This is a genomic window from Candidatus Nitrosocosmicus sp. T (assembly GCF_054408485.1).
In genome coordinates this window covers 2760620-2777398 of record NZ_CP166992.1, presented here as the reverse complement: position 1 = coordinate 2777398, position 16779 = coordinate 2760620, and the positions used below count along the sequence as shown (strand labels likewise).

Sequence of the window (16779 nt, the reverse complement as noted above, 5' to 3'; positions counted from 1 at the left end):
TCTCCTTGTATATACTATGATTTCCAAATCATAATACACTGTAGAATAAATTCTTACTAGAACCGCTACTACATAAATAATACAGGCCTCGATTGAGTTCTTTATATAAATTCTGTTTCTGTAAATAAAGTACTGTCCATTCCTTTTTGATTTGTTTGTATTTAATGATCTGTAGTTTTACATCTGAAAGCATATTTTTGTATGTTCTTATTTTTTCTATTATTAGTTTCCAATTAGTTTGAAGGTCTTGATTTTGTACTTCGATACCACTATAGTCATTTTCATTATAGATTGGCAATTCTAAAGTATTAGTAAATTTAGTTAAGCCGTTTGCAAAGCTTTTGATTATTTTATAGGTATCCAGAATATCTTTTTCAGAAACTCCTTTTTGCAAAAGATTTGTTAATGCCGCGTATAGATGGGGTTGCATTACTAGTCTGTTAGTTGATTCGTCTAGCTTATTCTTGACCTCCACAAGCTTCTTTCTTTCCTCTATCACTTTTGATTCAAATCTAACTGTATCATAATAATTCTGTTGAATATCTGCAAAGAACTCTCTTGATACTACATTAATCGGCTTTTTTTCGACTCTAGATGTTTCTACAAGTATGTCTTTTAATTGTCTTAATTTGTCTAGCCCAAAATTCTTTTTTTCTAATTGATAGTATGTATCCATGGTTTGCCTACATTCTTCTATCCTTGATTCATCAAATTTCAATGTGCTCTTGATAGCTGTTTTCTTATCTTTTAGTTGTTTAATTTCAGTGCCAAGGACCTGTATTTCAAATTTCATATAGCCGAGTTTTAAAAAATCTTTAAGAATATAGATTGCATCATATCCACTTTTGCTAAACTCGTGGATAACTCTTGCAAATTTGTGAACATCTTCTATTGGAATATTGTAATCCTTCATTAATGCGTTTTTCAATTCATGATACCAGTTATACACCTCCATTATGGACTGTTCCTCATCAATCACATAATTTCTGAGGGCTTGAGACCTATCGATTTGTAAATTTAGTTGTTCAAGTTTGTTTTGTTGTCCTTTGATACGTTCTTCAAGTTCGATACATTCTTTCTTTTTTGTGTTGATATGAGATGATAACTTTGATATAAAAGAAAAGTTTGGGTTTTCTACCAAATATTTTCTATTATGAACTAATCCAGGAAGATTATTTTCTTGCCGTAAAATTTGCTTTTTAGCATATGATATCTCTGCTATTTCGAGTTTTTCAGTGCTGTTAGGATAGTCTAATCTACAAGCTTTTGTCTTAATTGAATTTGGCCTAGTTGAGATTTTATTGATAGGCTGTTGATTGCTTATATTCTGTCTATTAGAGTAGAAACAAACATCACCATGTCTATTGGGATGCAAAAGGAAATCTATTAGATCCTTTATCCAAGCAGGGATGAGGGGCGGTGGGATTCCTAACTTTATACAAGGCCTGAGAATGTCATTAATAAACACCCAGAAAATGGTGGGAACCTCTACATCTTGACTCTTATTATCGTAGAAACAATGCATCATTTGCACCATTCTAAAACCCCGAGCGCATTCTTTGACTGTAGCACCTGTTTTGTATATCTGTTTCATAAAACCCCTAATATCCTCGATATCTTGGATTTCTTCTCCTGATTCTTTCCAATTTTTGATGATGTTTGAGACTGCCCCTTCAGAAATACCCGTATTTGCTGAAATTTCTGATCTTGGAAGGCCGTTTATATAAGATTTTATGACTGCTTCAGCGGTTTTGGTGCTATTTATAGTCAAACTATACTACGTAATACCGTCATTTTTCAAAAAAACCTGGTCAAAAAATGTCCAAAAGCGGTCATATCGTGGTTGGTATGGTTTTGTCCTCTATGCTCTTGGAACCAGAAACTAGCATAAAAATCAAAACACCCCCTTCGAAGGAGGGATGGATACCTTCTAACCTCTGATAATTTCTGGATTCCCTTCCTCAAAGTGCTCTTTTGAGGGTCATTGGGAGAGTATTGTATGTGGATTTACTCTTTTTTTATAATTGATATATAATACTGAAGTTGAAGCTGTCAAGGCCATTGTGGCAATACCAGTGAATAAACCCTAAGCTATGTTGTGGATCCGCTTTTGCGCTATTTTTTCCTATTCTTTAACCTCATTTCCATCCTGACCTGTCCTTCTAAAAATCTTCTTTTTTCCTCCTCATCTCTTAAAAGCAATTGAGGAACCTCGGTTGGCTTTCCTTTTTCATCTAGTGCTACGAGGGTTACATATGCTGTACCTGTGTGAACCTTTTGGGACTTGTTTAGATCTTCTGCTTCTATTTTTACCTCCACCTCCATAGAACTTCGCCTGACATAATTTATTTTTGCCTTTAAAATCAAAGCGTTTCCAATATATACTGGCTTTAGAAATGTCATGCTATCCATGCTTGCGGTAACAATGTTTGCATGACCTGCATGTCTTTTTGCCACTAAACCGGCCAACAGGTCCACATATTTTAGAATCATTCCACCAAAAACATTTCCAAGTGGGTTTGCATCAGAAGGCAGCATTACTATTGTAGTCTCTGCTTCTGATTCTTGGACTGTTTTTTTGCATATATTTTGTGGTTGTTGTTGTTGTTGTTGAAACTCGTCTGTCAATATATATCCATCATATAAACCAGACTTAATAAATTCTTAAAATATTCTTTTTACCTTGGCATATCAATTCAAGCTGATGGTGATGTTCATCAGCAGCTTTAGGATGAACCATGTTTTTAAAAAATCATGGAATTTTGATGTATGATAATCCTATCGTTTTTCAAGTTTTGTCCGAGTGTAATAAATCATATATTTTATTACCTTAATAATAAAAAAATGCGGAGTACATTCTCATCATACCTATGAAGTAATTTTATGGTTATGATTTATTGAATTTATATTAAACTTTGTCCAATTATGGATGTGTTTCCATCTACCAAAGTTTTGTTTTTTAGATATGTTATTTTCCTAGGTTTAACATTTCTTGTAAATTATTATTCTCTGATCAGAATCTTGGGACGTTTTCAATCATCAAAAATTTTTGTCCCTATCTTTTTTTTATTTATAGTAATAATTTGTTTCTCTCTAGTTGGCAATGAGCAACTAGCTTTTGCACATTCTTTTTTTGGAGGTAGTGATGATAGCTTTAATGGCACTCAAACGCAATCAATAGGAAATTACATTATAGAGCTTTTGGTAAATCCATCAAAACCTATGATTGGTAAAGATACATCTTTTCTTTTTCGTCTTACTTCTGATACGGGAGACGAATTAATCGAGCTTCCTGTTTCTTTTTCTATTTTTAAAGATGGAAATCCTGTATTTTCAAATCCCAATAATTTTACTCTCGTTAGACAAGGACATTACGATTTTGATTATGTATTTAGAGAGCCTGGAAAATATCTTTTATTTGTGGATATTAAGGACATTTTCTATACCTTCAATACTTTGAACTCTGTATTCGAAGTTAATGTTGAAGTTCCAATAGCAGAAAGAATCTATAATCTTTTACTAACCTTTATGATGAATTATTATTACATTTACATACCACTTGCTGCTTTGATTGGAATTTCATTTATTGTGAGATCAAGGAGGAGACGCAATAATATAAAAAAGGTAAATGAATAGTTCGGTTCGATAATTGTACTAAAAATTACATAAATACCAGTATTTTTAATATAAAATAATGACTAACAAATCAACTAGTACAAAAATATCCCTTTTTATAGCTTTTGTACTCGTATCAGCCATATTTTCTGTTAATGGAAATGTATACGCACAACAAAATGTAACCTTATCTGAGGCTTCGAATGTAACAGGTGCAGCAGAGCAAAATTTCACTAATGGAACTAGCAGTGTACCAGCTGAAGAAGAATTATTGCCAACAACAACAACAACCACAAATACTACCAATGGATTGGTTACCGATAATGCCACTAGCGCAACACCTAGAGATGAAGTTGTAGAACAAACAGACGAGCAACACAATGAAACTTCAACAAACAAAACTTCAACAAACACTGTCACTAGGGATTCCCAGACTGTATTATTAGAAGGTGCAAGCTTACCTGAAGACAGTTTTATTCATCTTTATGACTCTACACCATATAAAATTATGAATGGCCACATTGCAGCAAAGCTTCCATGTAGTGAAGATAGTGCTACCGCTGTAAACGTATTGATTGGTCAAGCACCTAATCTAGCCCCAGCTGAATTAGAATTTGTAGAACCACTGTCTACACCTGGAGATCTCTGTCTTTATCATGTAGATATTGCATCAAATGAAACAACTCCTATTACAGATATAGCAATTCAAAATAACTCTACAGAGGATATTGACTTTCCAGCAACATCCACTATAGTCTTAGGGGTTAATGAGATCGCTCATTTAAGCGGCGAGCATCACGAATAAGATCAGAATAATCTTTTCTTTTTTTTAAAAATTTTTTAAATTTAATATCTATTCAAAAAAAATATCTAAATTGATTTCAACGTTTATGACCTGCCGTAACCCAAGTTCAATCCTTAAGGACGGATAAGTATTAACGCTCTGTGCAGAAATTAGAGTGAACAAATTTACAACTATATTATTAACAAACAGAAATTTATGAAAAAAAGTGTTGTTGCATGTTGACTATCCTTAGCGGGACTAGTCCCATGCATATTTTTCTTTACTATTTTTTGTCTACCTAGTTCGAGTCTCTAGTTAGAGTCTCTATTATAATTATTCTTTCGGCCAAGGGGTCTGGTAATACCACTTAGTCTTCTGGATGGATACCCACTGCTACTGCTACTGCCGCTATTGTCATAGTTATTCCTAGACGAATATCTGCTACTGCCGCTATTGTCATAGTTATTCCTAGACGAATATCTGCTACTGCCGCTATTGTCATAGTTATTCCTAGACCTTTGTTCTCCTGGAACCCTGCTTTGACTGTATCCTCTTCTACCATAATTAGACCTGAAACGATTAGGCCTAGGGGCACTATTGAATTTGAAATCTACTTCTATTCCATACTCTGTGTTTAGATTCTTTAGGGAGTTTGCTGCGATATTTTGAATTTTTCTAAGGGTAAACATGTCGTGTTGGGAAACAAAGGAAAGTGCGGTACCATTTGCTCCTGCTCTTGCTGTTCTTCCTATTCTATGGAAATATGTCTCTGCATCATCAGGTATGTCGTAATTGATAATGTGACTGACAGTAGTGATATCTAGTCCTCTTGATGCAACGTCTGTAGCGATAAGAATATTGAATTTCTTATTTCTAAATCTTGCAAGAGTACTTTCCCTTTGTCTCTGATTCAAATCTCCGTGGATACTATCTACAAAAAAGTCGTCATTTCTTAATTTATACGTCAGATCTCTAGCTCTTTGTTTTGTTGCCGTAAAGACAATGATGTGACTATTACCATTGTTTGAAATAGGCTTCAAAGTGCTAACTAACTGTTGGAATTTGTCCTTTTCGTAAAGCATCAAGTATGATTGATTTATGTTTGCCTGTGAGATTGTCTTTTCAATGCTAATTTGTTTCGGATTCTTCATTTGCTCTTTGGCAAGTTGCATGATGGAATCAGGCATTGTTGCAGAGAAAAGGCAAATTTGCTTTTTACTATCAATATATGATAGGATATCTTTGATATCATCAATAAAGCCCATATCTAACATTCTGTCTGCTTCATCAAGGACAAGGAAATTAATTTTACTTAACGTAATAGTTCCTTGATTCATGTGATCCAAGAGTCTTCCCGGGGTTGCAACTACAATATTTACACCTTTATTGAGTATTTTCCTCTGCATTTGGAAATTCTGCCCGCCATAGATTGCAACGGACCTCAGGTTGCTATATTTTACAAGTTGATTTATAGTACTTGTAATTTGTATAGCCAATTCTCTAGTAGGAACCAAAATCAGTCCTTGTAGAAAATTTTTCGGATTTAACTTACTCAACATAGGTAGTACGAATGCGGCTGTTTTACCAGTTCCTGTATTCAATCTACCAATAACATCTTCTCCTTTTAAAATAAGTGGAATTATTGATTCTTGAATAGGAAATGGTTGTTCGATTCCAGTTTCTTTCAATGCTTTAACTATAGATTTTTCAATACCAAGTTCTTCAAAACTAACCAATTAATATATTCAGCTCAGGAATTCTATATGAGTTTGTACTATATAAAAAGCAATGCATTAGAATGTTCTATATTATGGGTTATTTGATCATAATTTGATCTAAAAGCAACGATTTTATTTAAAAAAAACTATACTAATCAAAAGTTTTGAATAGTTTTAATTTTGTTTTACTAGGCGATACAACAATTGCAAATGAATTGGGAAAAAAGGGAACTTCAAGTGATATTACCATATATGATAGAAAAACTAGTGATAAAATCATTTCTTATTGTTTCCCTAATACTTATCCTGAAAAACTTCAGCCCCTCCTACAATCTGTAGCGATGTCTAACCATGCAATCATCAATATCTCCAAACTCGATTCTTTTCTTGGCGAACAGCTAATAGCAGTTGATATTTTTGGCATAAAGAGTGGTTTTATTTTATATGGTTATGAGATCGATGGTGAAAAAGTAAGAAATATCATAAAGAATACTGGCTTATCATCATTTCAAATAGTGGATAGTTTAGAACAGTTGAAAAACAGTATATCTGAAATGGAATCAAAAACAGAGACAGAAACAGAAACAGAAACAGAAACAGAAACAGTGGCGGATCTAAAAGATAAAGAAGATGGGAACCTCCAATCCTCTGAAGCTTGTATTGTAGTAGATCATGTCTTTGACGTTAAGGGAGTAGGAACAGTAGTTCTGGGAACCGTTAAACATGGAGAAATTAAAACTTATGATGAATTAGTATTAAGCCCATCAAACAAAACCGTGGTTATCAAATCCATTCAAATGCATGATGATCCAGTCAATACTTCGAAAAAAGATTCTCGTGTGGGCCTGGCAATTAAGGGGGCATCTGCTAAGGACATATCAAGAGGAGATGTTATTACATCTCCAGGGTTTGCTAAAATAGCAGCTTCTAATTTTCAGTTAGCGTTTATCAAAAATCAATATTTTAAGGAAGAAATATCTGAAACACAGAATTATATGATGAGTGTAGGGCTTCAGATACGGACAGTGAAAATAAAGAAAATGTCCGATTCAAATTTATCAATTTCATTTGAAAAACCACTGGCATTTGTAAAGAATGATTTGTGCATTTTATTTAAACCGGATTCAAAGAGCATGCGGATAATGGGTCATGGAATTATGGAGTGAATTGTCGCTCTATTTCTAGTATATTCCACTCCAAAAAATATAATTGAATTGTATATGTATATCGCATGATTATTTGGTTACGCTTTAATAATCCGTTAGTGTATAGATAATCATCCCCTCTTATGTCTATGCGAAGTTTTTTCCCTCTCGATTATATCCGTCCTAACCAGGATAAAGTTCTTGATGAACTTGACCAAGCACTCAAATCCGATTACAAATTCATCTTTTTAGAAGCACCAACAGGATTTGGAAAGAGTGCCGTAGCAGTAACGCTTGCACGATTTCTAGGAAGCTCTCATATTTGCACATCAACAAAGGATCTGCAAACTCAGTACAATAGAGATTTTCCATACCTCTCTGAGGTTAAAGGTCGAAATAATTTTCCTTGCATTGTTAAAGAGGATATGGGCATAAGAGAAAGTTGTGAATATGGACCTTGCCTGAAAGATGATAATTTTGATTGTATCTATAAGACTAGAATGAGCGATTATGATGTAAAATCTGAAGGAACTATTTATGAAAACCTAGAGATAAATAAATACGCTTTAAAAAAATATTATGACAAAGCAAAAGAACATTCCCAGCTTGTTCGAATCGAATGGAAGCCCTGTGAGTATTATCATCAAAAATGGATGTCTATAAAATCTAGCCATACTATCTATAATTACAAATATTTTCTATCCGATCTCTTTTATTCATCTGGCGTAAATAAAAGAAAGCTCTTGATCTTAGATGAAGCTCACACGCTAGAATCTGAAGTATCCTCATTCAAAAATATCATATTCAGTAAAGAATCTTTAATTAGGTTCTTTCCAAAAATAGATTTACCCGATAGTAAACAGACCGATGTCGAAACCTGGATAGATTTTTGTACCCGATTAAAAGAGCAATTTACTAGGTATGTTGAGAAAGCCGCAAATATTTTGGGATCAGGGGGCATCAGTCAGGATATTCATGTTAGCGAAAAGAATCTTATAGATGCCATAAATTATGAAAAAAATTTGTTGACATTTTTAGAGGACTTGCGTATTAATAAGGAAAACTGGCTAGTTACAAATATTACTAAAAATGAAATAGACAATAAACTTGCAAGAATTAAATTAGAACCACTAGTAGTATCAAACTACTTTACAGATATTTTTGATAAGGGTTCCGTTTCATTGTTGATGAGCGCTACTATTTTGAGTAAAGAAAATCTATGTAAAGCTGTAGGATTAAAGAACGAAGACGTAAAGTTTATACGAGTTGAAAATTCCGATTTCCCAATTAAAAATAGACCTATCTATCTGATGAATGTAGCCTGGTTAAATGCACGAACTATGAGCGAGTCTTTGCCAAATATAGTCAAAGTAATTGATAATCTTCTTTCTGTGCATAAGAATGACAAAGGTATAATTCACACAACGTCTTATTCCCAGCTTCAGTTTATAAAGAATAACTTGTCGAAGGCAAATTTATCAAGGCTCATTGAAACCAATCCAAAGTTTGATAGAAATGAAATGATACTAAAACATACTCAAAGTGAAAGACCCACAGTCCTTATATCTCCATCCATGTTCTTAGGAGTGGACCTTAAGGATGATCTTTCTAGATTCCAAATAATAGTAAAAGTTCCATATCCCGATCTAACGGATAAGAAAGTCTCGGTACTAAAACAGCGTAATCCAAAGTGGTACGAATGGAATACGATACTACGACTTATACAAGCATATGGAAGAAGTGTTAGAAATGCTGATGATTACGCAAATACCTATATTCTTGATAGCAGTGTTTCGTTTTTATTAAAAAACGGTAAAGAAATGATTCCCAAATGGTTCTCGGAAGCTATTATTACAAGATAGTAGTGTAGCAGTATAGCAAATTTTATGGTGATAAATTATACAAATGTTGATAACTTTTTGCTGGCCTTTTTTTTAGGAGATGTTTTGGTAGTTGACAAATGAAGGTTATCGTGACTATTCATTAAAACCGGCTGTACAAATAGGCTCTTATTTTTTTAAGTGGTCTGATAACGACTATGGTATTTGTCCAAGTGAATCATCCGTTTTTAAAAATTTCATCCGAAAAATGATTCCTCTCTTAGAACATTATATGAATATCTTGAATTTTGAGTACAAGAATAGTTCACAAAAAAAACTGCTTGGAGATAAAAAGCACCAGATTTGTATTGTTGAAAAATACAGTATGAATGTCTCCTTTATTGTATTTATTGATGGTGCGGGATCAACTCTATTTTACCGCGAAGAGAAATTCCATGTTGGATCCAAAGATGAGAATCCTGAGGGGGAGGAGGAGAAGAAAGTTCATAACCAATTAGTTTTACAAATACGAGACGACAATAAAATGACAAAATACAACAATATTGTTTCACTAAAATGGTTACTTGGGGAGTTACTGTTTGATAGGCTAAAAACTACTAACTAACTTATTTTTATTATTATAGGATATGATATATATATATTAATGGAATTTAGATTCAAAAAGAAAAAAAAGGGGTTTATTGTTGTCCTGCGGCTATGTTACCGTCTTGTAATTGGAACATTAAACCTACGTTGTTACATCCAGCTATTGTGAAATCTCCAGATACACATTGTGCATTCTGTTCATTTGATTGTTCTTGCTCGATTTCTTGTTCTGATTCATTGCTCGATTTCTTTGTTGCAAATGCCATGTTATCGCCAAATGTTACTATTGAACCAATTAAGGCTGCTGCAATAAACATTGCAAAAAGTCCAACTTTGTGGGTTTTTGTTATGTTACTCATTATAATCAGAATGTATAATCGAAATTAATTATATCATAGTTTGGATACATGTTACTGTCATTTTTATATGAAATATTATAGCCTATTTATTTATTAGAATTATGTATCTATTTCTTCTTATTCTTCCTCTTGTTAGGATCTGCGACAAGAATTAAGAATACTTTGATAACACGGTTAATTATGTGGCCTAGCTGATCCGAGTATTACACTATGATCTCTTGATAAGATTATATGTAGTTGCTAGAAGAGATGCGTATTCAATTTGTTAAATCAAGTCAAGTCAAGTCAGGTTACTGGGATTTCTATTATTAATGGTTTTTTTGAATCTATCGTGATAAAACAGGTAAAAAATTGTTTCAGAAGCGAGCGAGCAGAATATTAAAGAACGAGCTGGATAAGATAGAATACGATATATATACTAAAATTTAAAATAAAAAAAAGGATTTATTGTTGGCCTAATGCCAAGTTGCCGTCGTTATTTTGGAATAGTAATCCTACGTTGTTACAGTTAATTAGTGATATTGTACCAGTAACACATTGTCCATTCTGTTCATTTGATTGTTCTTGCTCGATTTCTTGTTCTGCATCATTAGATTTCTTCTTTCCGCCTGCATATGCATAGTTATCGCCAAAGGCTACAACTGAACCAATTAAGGCTGCTGCAATAAACATTGCAAAAAGTCCAACTTTGTGGGTTTTTGTTATGTTACTCATTATAATCAGAATGTATAATCGAAATTAATTATATCATAGTTTGGATACATGTTACTGCTTTTATTAGATAGTATTATTCCTAAAAATATTTGTTGATAATAATTTTTTAGAGAATTTGTATGATTTCTGACTGTTTTTCTTCTTCATCAGGTAGCTATTTTTTTGTAGAAGTAAACATGCAGAGGTGCACAGCTGTGTATCATTAATCTATAAAATTAAATTATACTAGTTTTATATAGAAAGATATTGGGCCCGTAGCTCAGCCAGGTAGAGTACCGGACTTTTAACTCCTAATAGAAAGAAATCCGGCTGTCTGGGGTTCGAATCCCCACGGGCCCGCTGAGTAATAGGGTTCTTATATCAGATCAACATTAACGAATATAGTCATTAAGGTGATATGATTGCCAGTTAAACTTTCTACAACAGTAAATAACATTCAGACCATATCTAATCAAAATTAACCGAAGAAGAGATAAAGTATAACGAATGTTGGATGAATGGCCTTCCCTATCCGGAACTTTTGAATAAATATGATAACACTGGTATGTTGTATAACACAACATCATGTCAGATAGAATTTGATGTTTCAAAAGCAAGTCACGGAATGTATTGTGAAGAAGTTTCAAATATTGATGGATTTATAGCATTAAGGGAAGATCGTCTAGGAGGATGTGACCAAGTTATTAAAACTGACTACTCAAATTATGAGCAATATGGATATACCAGGTTTGGTGATTCGACATCAATATATTTGAGACCGAAATAATACATTAATTAATTAATTTATTCCCATTTTTTAGCCAGAGCTCATAGGAAAATGATAGATTTGGTTCAATTTTGAAAGACGTCCCTCTGGACCCAAATAGTTACGGATCTTTTAATTGTACTGGTCTCAGCTATTATGTGTAAAATTCGATTATATATTTTCTAAATACAGGTTCTGTTCATTCTTCAGTACTGAGTTAGACATTTTTCAAATCCTTAATCAACTCACCCAAAACCGGACTTATTCTCATTGGGATTCTTTCGAAAAAGTTTGGTCTAAAATGGTGAATGATTAATACCGCTTAATGGTCTCTTCTCTATACGTTTTCCTCATTTCCCAACCACGAAATGACCTAGTTCTTAATTTATAATTACAACAGGGACAATAGGCATTGTTGTCCCATTTAATGAATATCTCACAAGTGCTGCATCTTTTCTGTCCTTCCTTATACCTAGATGGCACCTCATGATTCCTTTTTGCTTTATATCTAACGCATATACCATTACAACTCATACCGATTAGAACTAGAAAATTACTATGTAGTGGGAATAAATATGTACTTAATTAGTCAAATCTTCATCAGTTCACGCAATACAGACTTATACTCTTTGCAATAATTTCGTTTACGTCGGGTATATAATAATGATTCACAAATACGGAACCACTTATCCTTCCTTACAACAGGTCAATAGTCTCTGGCTCCATCCCTTTATTTCTCAAGTAGGTGGTAAAGACTTTGCAACAATATCACATACTCATCTTCTTTCCGGCTTTATCAAACGCCCTCCCGACAGTATAATATTATGATTCTATTAACTAAACTTGAATTCTTCTAAGTAAAAATTTATTAAATTAACAGTTCCCATATACCACATGGATTCGAATCCCACTTCCGGCTTTGTACTCATGGATTTAGAACATACTATTAACTTGAAAATCCAAAAACATGTAGTAACAATGTATATAACTCAATTATTTGGATGCTAATATATTTAACCTGACATAGTCGAGGTTCCATTTCAATTCAGGATAGTCTTTCTCAATCAAGTTTAAAATTGCTTCAACGAATTTATTTTTTAGTTGTTCTGACGGAAGATATTTCAAGTATGGACCTAATACTACTGTTTTTACATATAGTAAATAGTTACTTTTGCTATCGAAATTGACATTTGAGTTTGAGAGATAGACATGAACGTGTTTGAATCCTATATTTTCTAAAATATTCTTGGTATCCTCCGGATTTGCAAAATTCCATGACTGTTTCCATTCAGAAAAATATTGTTTGAATCCTGATGAGTACTTTACGGTATTAAAAACTGAAATTGTCTTTTTCAAATTACCAAAGCCGCCACATTGGATGAGCAATTCGCCCTTGGGATTCAGCAAATTGTAGAAATTCTTAAAAACCTTATGGTGGTCCAGTATCCAATGCAATACCGCATTAGAGAATATGATATCAAATTTTAATTGCATATTTCCAAAATCCGCATCTGTCAGGTCAGATTGAGTTATACGGACATTCGCGATACTACCTAAGATCTCTGTTGCCTTTTTAATCATATTGGGATCGTTATCAACAGCATAAATTTTGCCATCCCTAATTAATTGAGATAGCATTTTTGTAATTCTTCCAGAGCCACAGCCTGCATCGAGTACAGCTTCGTTACCAGACCATTTCCTCTGTTTAATTAGGGATCTAGCCCATTCTTCCTGGGCATTAGAAACAATGTCATAAGTATCAGCATCCCAAAAAGCAGAGTTGTCTGTCACTATGTTCCTCACAGTCATTTGAGTAGTTATAGCTTTTGATCTTTGAATCTTATATAATCTCAACTATTCTTAATCCTTAGAGGCGAATAAGATTCGGTATTCAATAATACGCACGGAATGTTTTGGATTGCGCTAGTCTAAACCGTGTCTACCTTGTATGTAGATAAATCCCATCCCTTTCGATGTTTTGAATGATATGGTTAGAAATTAGTCTAACTCTAGTATATCCACACTGACCTCTTTAATAGATTTAGATCCTTGTTAAGTTCCGCCATCATAATGGACTTGATTCCCAACTGCCACTCTCATACAAATACTACATCTATTTTACTGACTCATCGCATTCAAAAAATAAATAGAAGTAACAGTTCCCATGTACTCTATGGAAGCGAAGCCCACCGAATTTATAAAACGTTGTACGTTCCCATTTACCTCAAGTATTTAATATTTTATTGCATAATAATTCTTAAAAATATAATTTATAAATTCTAGAATAAAATTAAACTCGTACTATGATTATAACTAAACCCACCGGGACCGAATGATTTAACAAATAATTATGATTTAGATTAATTTAGATCACTATTTTTTGCATCTATAACAATAACTTTATCGTTTCGAGATGTTATAATTATATCAGGTATATCCCATATTACTTTTGCTTGCTTATTATTATGTTGATTATCTTCAGGTGTCCATCCGGTATCATAGTATTTCTGATAAATGATATTCCTTATTTTGCCACTTGAAGCCTCAAAAGTTATTTCAGTGTGTTTGATTTGTTTTAATTTTATCTTAAACAAATCCGAGATGTTATCAAGAATTTTGTAAAAGACCCATCATTCATATAGTTTGTTCATTTTATTCATATTTTTCAATGTAAAAAAATAATATCGTAAAGAATGTTCTATTAGCTCTTGATTATTATTGGACAGCCAGACATAATATTTCTATTTATAGAGAAGCATGATCAATCCAATATAATATCTTGGAAGTGTTCCCAACACAATCTTTTCTGCTATTATTCACTTTATTGATATCATTTTGACTTTTGTTAATAGTATCATTATCCTCCGATTACGAAGCCTCCATCAACTGGAAGATATGTTCCTGTAAGATACTCGGCATCGTCACTGACCAAAAATGCTACCACCTTTGCAACATCTTCGGGTTTTCCAGCCCGTCCTAATGTAGTTATGGATTCAAACTGTCGTTTGAAATCGGAAATATAATTTTTGTTTTGATCCGTCTCTATCAATCCTGGTGACACGATATTTGCTCTTATTCCATTTCTACCATATTCTTGAGCGATGTATTTTGCAAACGCAACTAGACCCGCTTTTGCGGTTCCGAATGCTGTTGCACCTATGGGGATTGGGTATTTGGCGCTTCCTGTTGCAATATACACAATTCTACCGTAATTATTTTTGAGCATACTGGGTAGTGTGGCTCTTGTTATCTCATAAGCTGCTTTCATCTCATCATAAAACTTTTCATTAAAATCATCCCACTTTGATTCCAGAAAAGGTTTAAGAAAATACCTTCCAATCATTGCATTATTCACCAAGATATCAACATCTCCAAAAGTCTGCTGAATTTTATTCATCATATCATCAACTTGTTCAGGATTAGTAACATTAGCTTGAACCGCCATAGCATTTCCAACTAATTGGTTACCATATATATAATCATTAATTTCTGAAACTACCGAGTTTGCAGAAGTTTCATTATTGAAATAATTGACTACGACATTGGCGCCTCTTTTGGCAAGGGTTTTACTTATTGCCGCACCAATTCCTCTACTTCCACCAGTGATCAGGGCGGTCTGGCCAGTCAAGATATGAGTCGTCTTTATTCTCTCCACCGAGTTACTCAACTTTGTTAAACTCCTCTTTTGTCACGTCTATGGGCTCGTTCATTGTTATGTTCATAAATTGGTTAGTCATCCAACTTACTAATAATAAACTGTCTTATAAATATTTGGTTGGCTATCCAACTAAATTTATATTAGTCCGATTACTTAGTTTATTGACAGATTGAGTGAAAGCAAAGAGCAAAAGATCAATGAAATTTTAAAGAATGCATTGAAGGTCCTTGCTAAAAATGGATATGAAAATACTACAATAGCAAACATAGCAAAAGAATCTCGGGTAAGTAGAGGTATATTACATTATTATTTTTCGAATAAGGAAGATTTGGTAAGTAAAGTCTTGGCGTATAGCTCTGAAAATATTATTCAAACTACCATTAAGGGTATTAAAGGAAAAACTGCAGAAGAAATAGCAGATAATATCATCAAGGACTGTATCCAAAGCTTTAAGGAATATCCTGACTTCTATGCATTTTTGTTTGAAATGTGGTGTGCGTCAAGAAGAAGCGATGAGATCAAAAACGAGTTAATTATATGCAGCGCTAAAGTAACAGAATCGATTAAGAAAGTATTGGATAAAGCAATTCAAAATGGAATATTAAGAATGAGCACGAAAAATACAGAGGAAATGTCAAAAGTTCTATTGGCTTTGTTTAATGGAATTGCTTTTGAAATATTGATGGAGCCTTCTCGAGATTTAGAGAATAGAAAGTATTGGACACAAGTTAGGAATACGATACTGTCCATTCTAAAATCGTGACAAACTCTATGATTGTTTTAATATAGCAGAACCCGGCTATCACTAGGAATTTAATCCCCACGCGCCCAGACTGTTACTACTGGATGTATATATTCTACCATAAATTAAGCACTAATTTGCGCCATCGGGTCAAAGAATTTGTTTTGCAGCTAAATGTTATAGAACCCTACTAATTTCTGATTACATTGTCTAATTCTAAAGGTATTAGAATATAAGAGTATTGCACCTAGTTAGCAAACACCATATATTTTTTATCTAGTATCAAAGATATGAATAAAACAAAAAACATTCACAACAAAAACAAAAAACTCCTAGTAGCATCAATCGCAATAGTGGTCGCATTAGCTCTTTTCGCAAGTCCCATTGTAGCGATGGATGACGCCTTTGCAACCAAAAAGAAAAAAGGCAATCATGCTGAGCAATCAATATCTCAATCACAAGCCTCAGTTCAAAACGCCTTGTGTGCTTCTGGTGGAACAACTTTCCTATCATGTAATAATGTAAGCTTCCAAAATCAAAAGAATACTGGAAACAACGCATTAGCACAAGACGATGATGACGACAACGGTGGCAACTCTGCAGGACAAAGCATTAGCCAATCTCAATCCTCTAGCCAAAACAGCCAAGTTGTCTCTGGTGTAGACACAATAGGTTCTGGTAACAACATCAACGTCCAAAATCAAGAAAACACAGGAAACAACGCAGCAGCACAAAGCTAAATCCAAAACCACTTTTTTTTCAATTTGTAGTTTCAGTTTAATTTAAGATTAATTTAAGTATGAATAATTTTTTCTATTAAAACGATTACTTATACATCACTAAGATTTGGATCTGTATTATTTATGGTTAAGT

The 16779-nt window shown here is 33.4% G+C and carries 17 protein-coding genes and 1 tRNA gene; 10 read left to right on the top strand and 8 right to left on the bottom strand.

Annotation, left to right across the window (positions count from 1 at the left end; all coding sequences use genetic code 11):
- Positions 1 to 28: 28 nt before the first annotated feature.
- Positions 29 to 1771 carry a helix-turn-helix domain-containing protein gene (locus tag AB0A59_RS14310; RefSeq protein WP_458744861.1) on the bottom strand — a complete coding sequence of 581 codons (1743 nt, stop codon included), beginning with the start codon at positions 1769 to 1771 and terminating at the stop codon, positions 29 to 31.
- Between the two features lie 344 nt (positions 1772 to 2115).
- Positions 2116 to 2538 (bottom strand): acyl-CoA thioesterase, encoded by a 423-nt coding sequence (locus tag AB0A59_RS14305; protein WP_458747619.1) that lies wholly within the window; start codon positions 2536 to 2538, stop codon positions 2116 to 2118.
- Positions 2539 to 2925: 387 nt separating this feature from the next.
- On the opposite strand from AB0A59_RS14305, the gene AB0A59_RS14300 reads away from it, so the two are divergent.
- Positions 2926 to 3636 carry a hypothetical protein gene (locus AB0A59_RS14300; protein ID WP_458744859.1) on the top strand — a complete coding sequence of 237 codons (711 nt, stop codon included), beginning with the start codon at positions 2926 to 2928 and terminating at the stop codon, positions 3634 to 3636.
- 58 nt (positions 3637 to 3694) lie between these two features.
- The gene (locus tag AB0A59_RS14295) at positions 3695 to 4420 is read left to right on the top strand and encodes a hypothetical protein (protein ID WP_458744857.1); all 726 of its coding nucleotides are present in this window, start codon (positions 3695 to 3697) and stop codon (positions 4418 to 4420) included.
- 290 nt (positions 4421 to 4710) lie between these two features.
- Here AB0A59_RS14295 and AB0A59_RS14290 read toward each other — a convergent pair whose 3' ends face one another.
- Positions 4711 to 6135 (bottom strand): DEAD/DEAH box helicase, encoded by a 1425-nt coding sequence (locus AB0A59_RS14290; protein ID WP_458744855.1) that lies wholly within the window; start codon positions 6133 to 6135, stop codon positions 4711 to 4713.
- Positions 6136 to 6281: 146 nt separating this feature from the next.
- Here AB0A59_RS14290 and AB0A59_RS14285 point away from each other — a divergent pair, with 146 nt between their 5' ends.
- The 3 genes from AB0A59_RS14285 (at position 6282) to AB0A59_RS14275 (ending at position 9707) form a co-directional block, all read left to right on the top strand.
- Positions 6282 to 7283, top strand: coding sequence for an EF-Tu/IF-2/RF-3 family GTPase (locus AB0A59_RS14285; protein WP_458744853.1), 1002 nt, complete (start codon positions 6282 to 6284; stop codon positions 7281 to 7283).
- A 122-nt stretch (positions 7284 to 7405) separates the two neighbouring features.
- Positions 7406 to 9124, top strand: a complete 1719-nt coding sequence (locus AB0A59_RS14280; RefSeq protein WP_458744851.1) for a helicase C-terminal domain-containing protein — start codon at positions 7406 to 7408, stop codon at positions 9122 to 9124.
- 91 nt (positions 9125 to 9215) lie between these two features.
- On the top strand, positions 9216 to 9707 hold the full coding sequence (locus AB0A59_RS14275) for a hypothetical protein (RefSeq protein WP_458744849.1): 492 nt from the start codon (positions 9216 to 9218) through the stop codon (positions 9705 to 9707).
- Positions 9708 to 9780: 73 nt separating this feature from the next.
- Here AB0A59_RS14275 and AB0A59_RS14270 read toward each other — a convergent pair whose 3' ends face one another.
- Positions 9781 to 10047 carry a hypothetical protein gene (locus AB0A59_RS14270; protein ID WP_458744847.1) on the bottom strand — a complete coding sequence of 89 codons (267 nt, stop codon included), beginning with the start codon at positions 10045 to 10047 and terminating at the stop codon, positions 9781 to 9783.
- A gap of 444 nt (positions 10048 to 10491) precedes the next feature.
- Positions 10492 to 10761, bottom strand: a complete 270-nt coding sequence (locus tag AB0A59_RS14265; RefSeq protein WP_458744846.1) for a hypothetical protein — start codon at positions 10759 to 10761, stop codon at positions 10492 to 10494.
- A 248-nt stretch (positions 10762 to 11009) separates the two neighbouring features.
- Here AB0A59_RS14265 and AB0A59_RS14260 point away from each other — a divergent pair.
- The 3 genes from AB0A59_RS14260 (at position 11010) to AB0A59_RS14250 (ending at position 12334) form a co-directional block, all read left to right on the top strand.
- Positions 11010 to 11100 (top strand) — tRNA-Lys (locus AB0A59_RS14260).
- Positions 11101 to 11254: 154 nt separating this feature from the next.
- The gene (locus tag AB0A59_RS14255) at positions 11255 to 11527 is read left to right on the top strand and encodes a hypothetical protein (protein ID WP_458744844.1); all 273 of its coding nucleotides are present in this window, start codon (positions 11255 to 11257) and stop codon (positions 11525 to 11527) included.
- A gap of 642 nt (positions 11528 to 12169) precedes the next feature.
- Positions 12170 to 12334, top strand: coding sequence for a hypothetical protein (locus AB0A59_RS14250; RefSeq protein WP_458744842.1), 165 nt, complete (start codon positions 12170 to 12172; stop codon positions 12332 to 12334).
- 165 nt (positions 12335 to 12499) lie between these two features.
- Here AB0A59_RS14250 and AB0A59_RS14245 read toward each other — a convergent pair whose 3' ends face one another.
- The 3 genes from AB0A59_RS14245 to AB0A59_RS14235 all read right to left on the bottom strand — a co-directional run bounded on the left by AB0A59_RS14245 (position 12500) and on the right by AB0A59_RS14235 (position 15173).
- Entirely contained in the window at positions 12500 to 13360 is an 861-nt protein-coding gene (locus AB0A59_RS14245; RefSeq protein WP_458744840.1) for a methyltransferase domain-containing protein, read from the bottom strand.
- A 506-nt stretch (positions 13361 to 13866) separates the two neighbouring features.
- Positions 13867 to 14100 (bottom strand): hypothetical protein, encoded by a 234-nt coding sequence (locus AB0A59_RS14240; protein WP_458744838.1) that lies wholly within the window; start codon positions 14098 to 14100, stop codon positions 13867 to 13869.
- 263 nt (positions 14101 to 14363) lie between these two features.
- Positions 14364 to 15173: an SDR family NAD(P)-dependent oxidoreductase gene (locus AB0A59_RS14235; RefSeq protein ID WP_458744836.1), complete on the bottom strand. Its 810-nt coding sequence runs from the start codon at positions 15171 to 15173 to the stop codon at positions 14364 to 14366.
- A gap of 160 nt (positions 15174 to 15333) precedes the next feature.
- Between AB0A59_RS14235 and AB0A59_RS14230 the strand changes: the two genes are divergently transcribed.
- Positions 15334 to 15927: a TetR/AcrR family transcriptional regulator gene (locus AB0A59_RS14230; RefSeq protein ID WP_458744834.1), complete on the top strand. Its 594-nt coding sequence runs from the start codon at positions 15334 to 15336 to the stop codon at positions 15925 to 15927.
- Positions 15928 to 16196: 269 nt separating this feature from the next.
- Entirely contained in the window at positions 16197 to 16646 is a 450-nt protein-coding gene (locus AB0A59_RS14225; RefSeq protein ID WP_458744832.1) for a hypothetical protein, read from the top strand.
- The last annotated feature ends 133 nt before the right edge of the window (positions 16647 to 16779 follow it).

Coding starts and splice junctions, on each gene's coding strand:
- AB0A59_RS14305 (WP_458747619.1), bottom strand. CDS start 2,538: ATGCTGCCTTCTGATGCAAACCCACTTGGAAATGTTTTTGGTGGAATG.
- AB0A59_RS14270 (WP_458744847.1), bottom strand. CDS start 10,047: ATGAGTAACATAACAAAAACCCACAAAGTTGGACTTTTTGCAATGTTT.
- AB0A59_RS14250 (WP_458744842.1), top strand. CDS start 12,170: ATGATTCACAAATACGGAACCACTTATCCTTCCTTACAACAGGTCAAT.
- AB0A59_RS14280 (WP_458744851.1), top strand. CDS start 7,406: ATGTCTATGCGAAGTTTTTTCCCTCTCGATTATATCCGTCCTAACCAG.
- AB0A59_RS14255 (WP_458744844.1), top strand. CDS start 11,255: ATGAATGGCCTTCCCTATCCGGAACTTTTGAATAAATATGATAACACT.
- AB0A59_RS14295 (WP_458744857.1), top strand. CDS start 3,695: ATGACTAACAAATCAACTAGTACAAAAATATCCCTTTTTATAGCTTTT.
- AB0A59_RS14265 (WP_458744846.1), bottom strand. CDS start 10,761: ATGAGTAACATAACAAAAACCCACAAAGTTGGACTTTTTGCAATGTTT.
- AB0A59_RS14300 (WP_458744859.1), top strand. CDS start 2,926: ATGGATGTGTTTCCATCTACCAAAGTTTTGTTTTTTAGATATGTTATT.
- AB0A59_RS14225 (WP_458744832.1), top strand. CDS start 16,197: ATGAATAAAACAAAAAACATTCACAACAAAAACAAAAAACTCCTAGTA.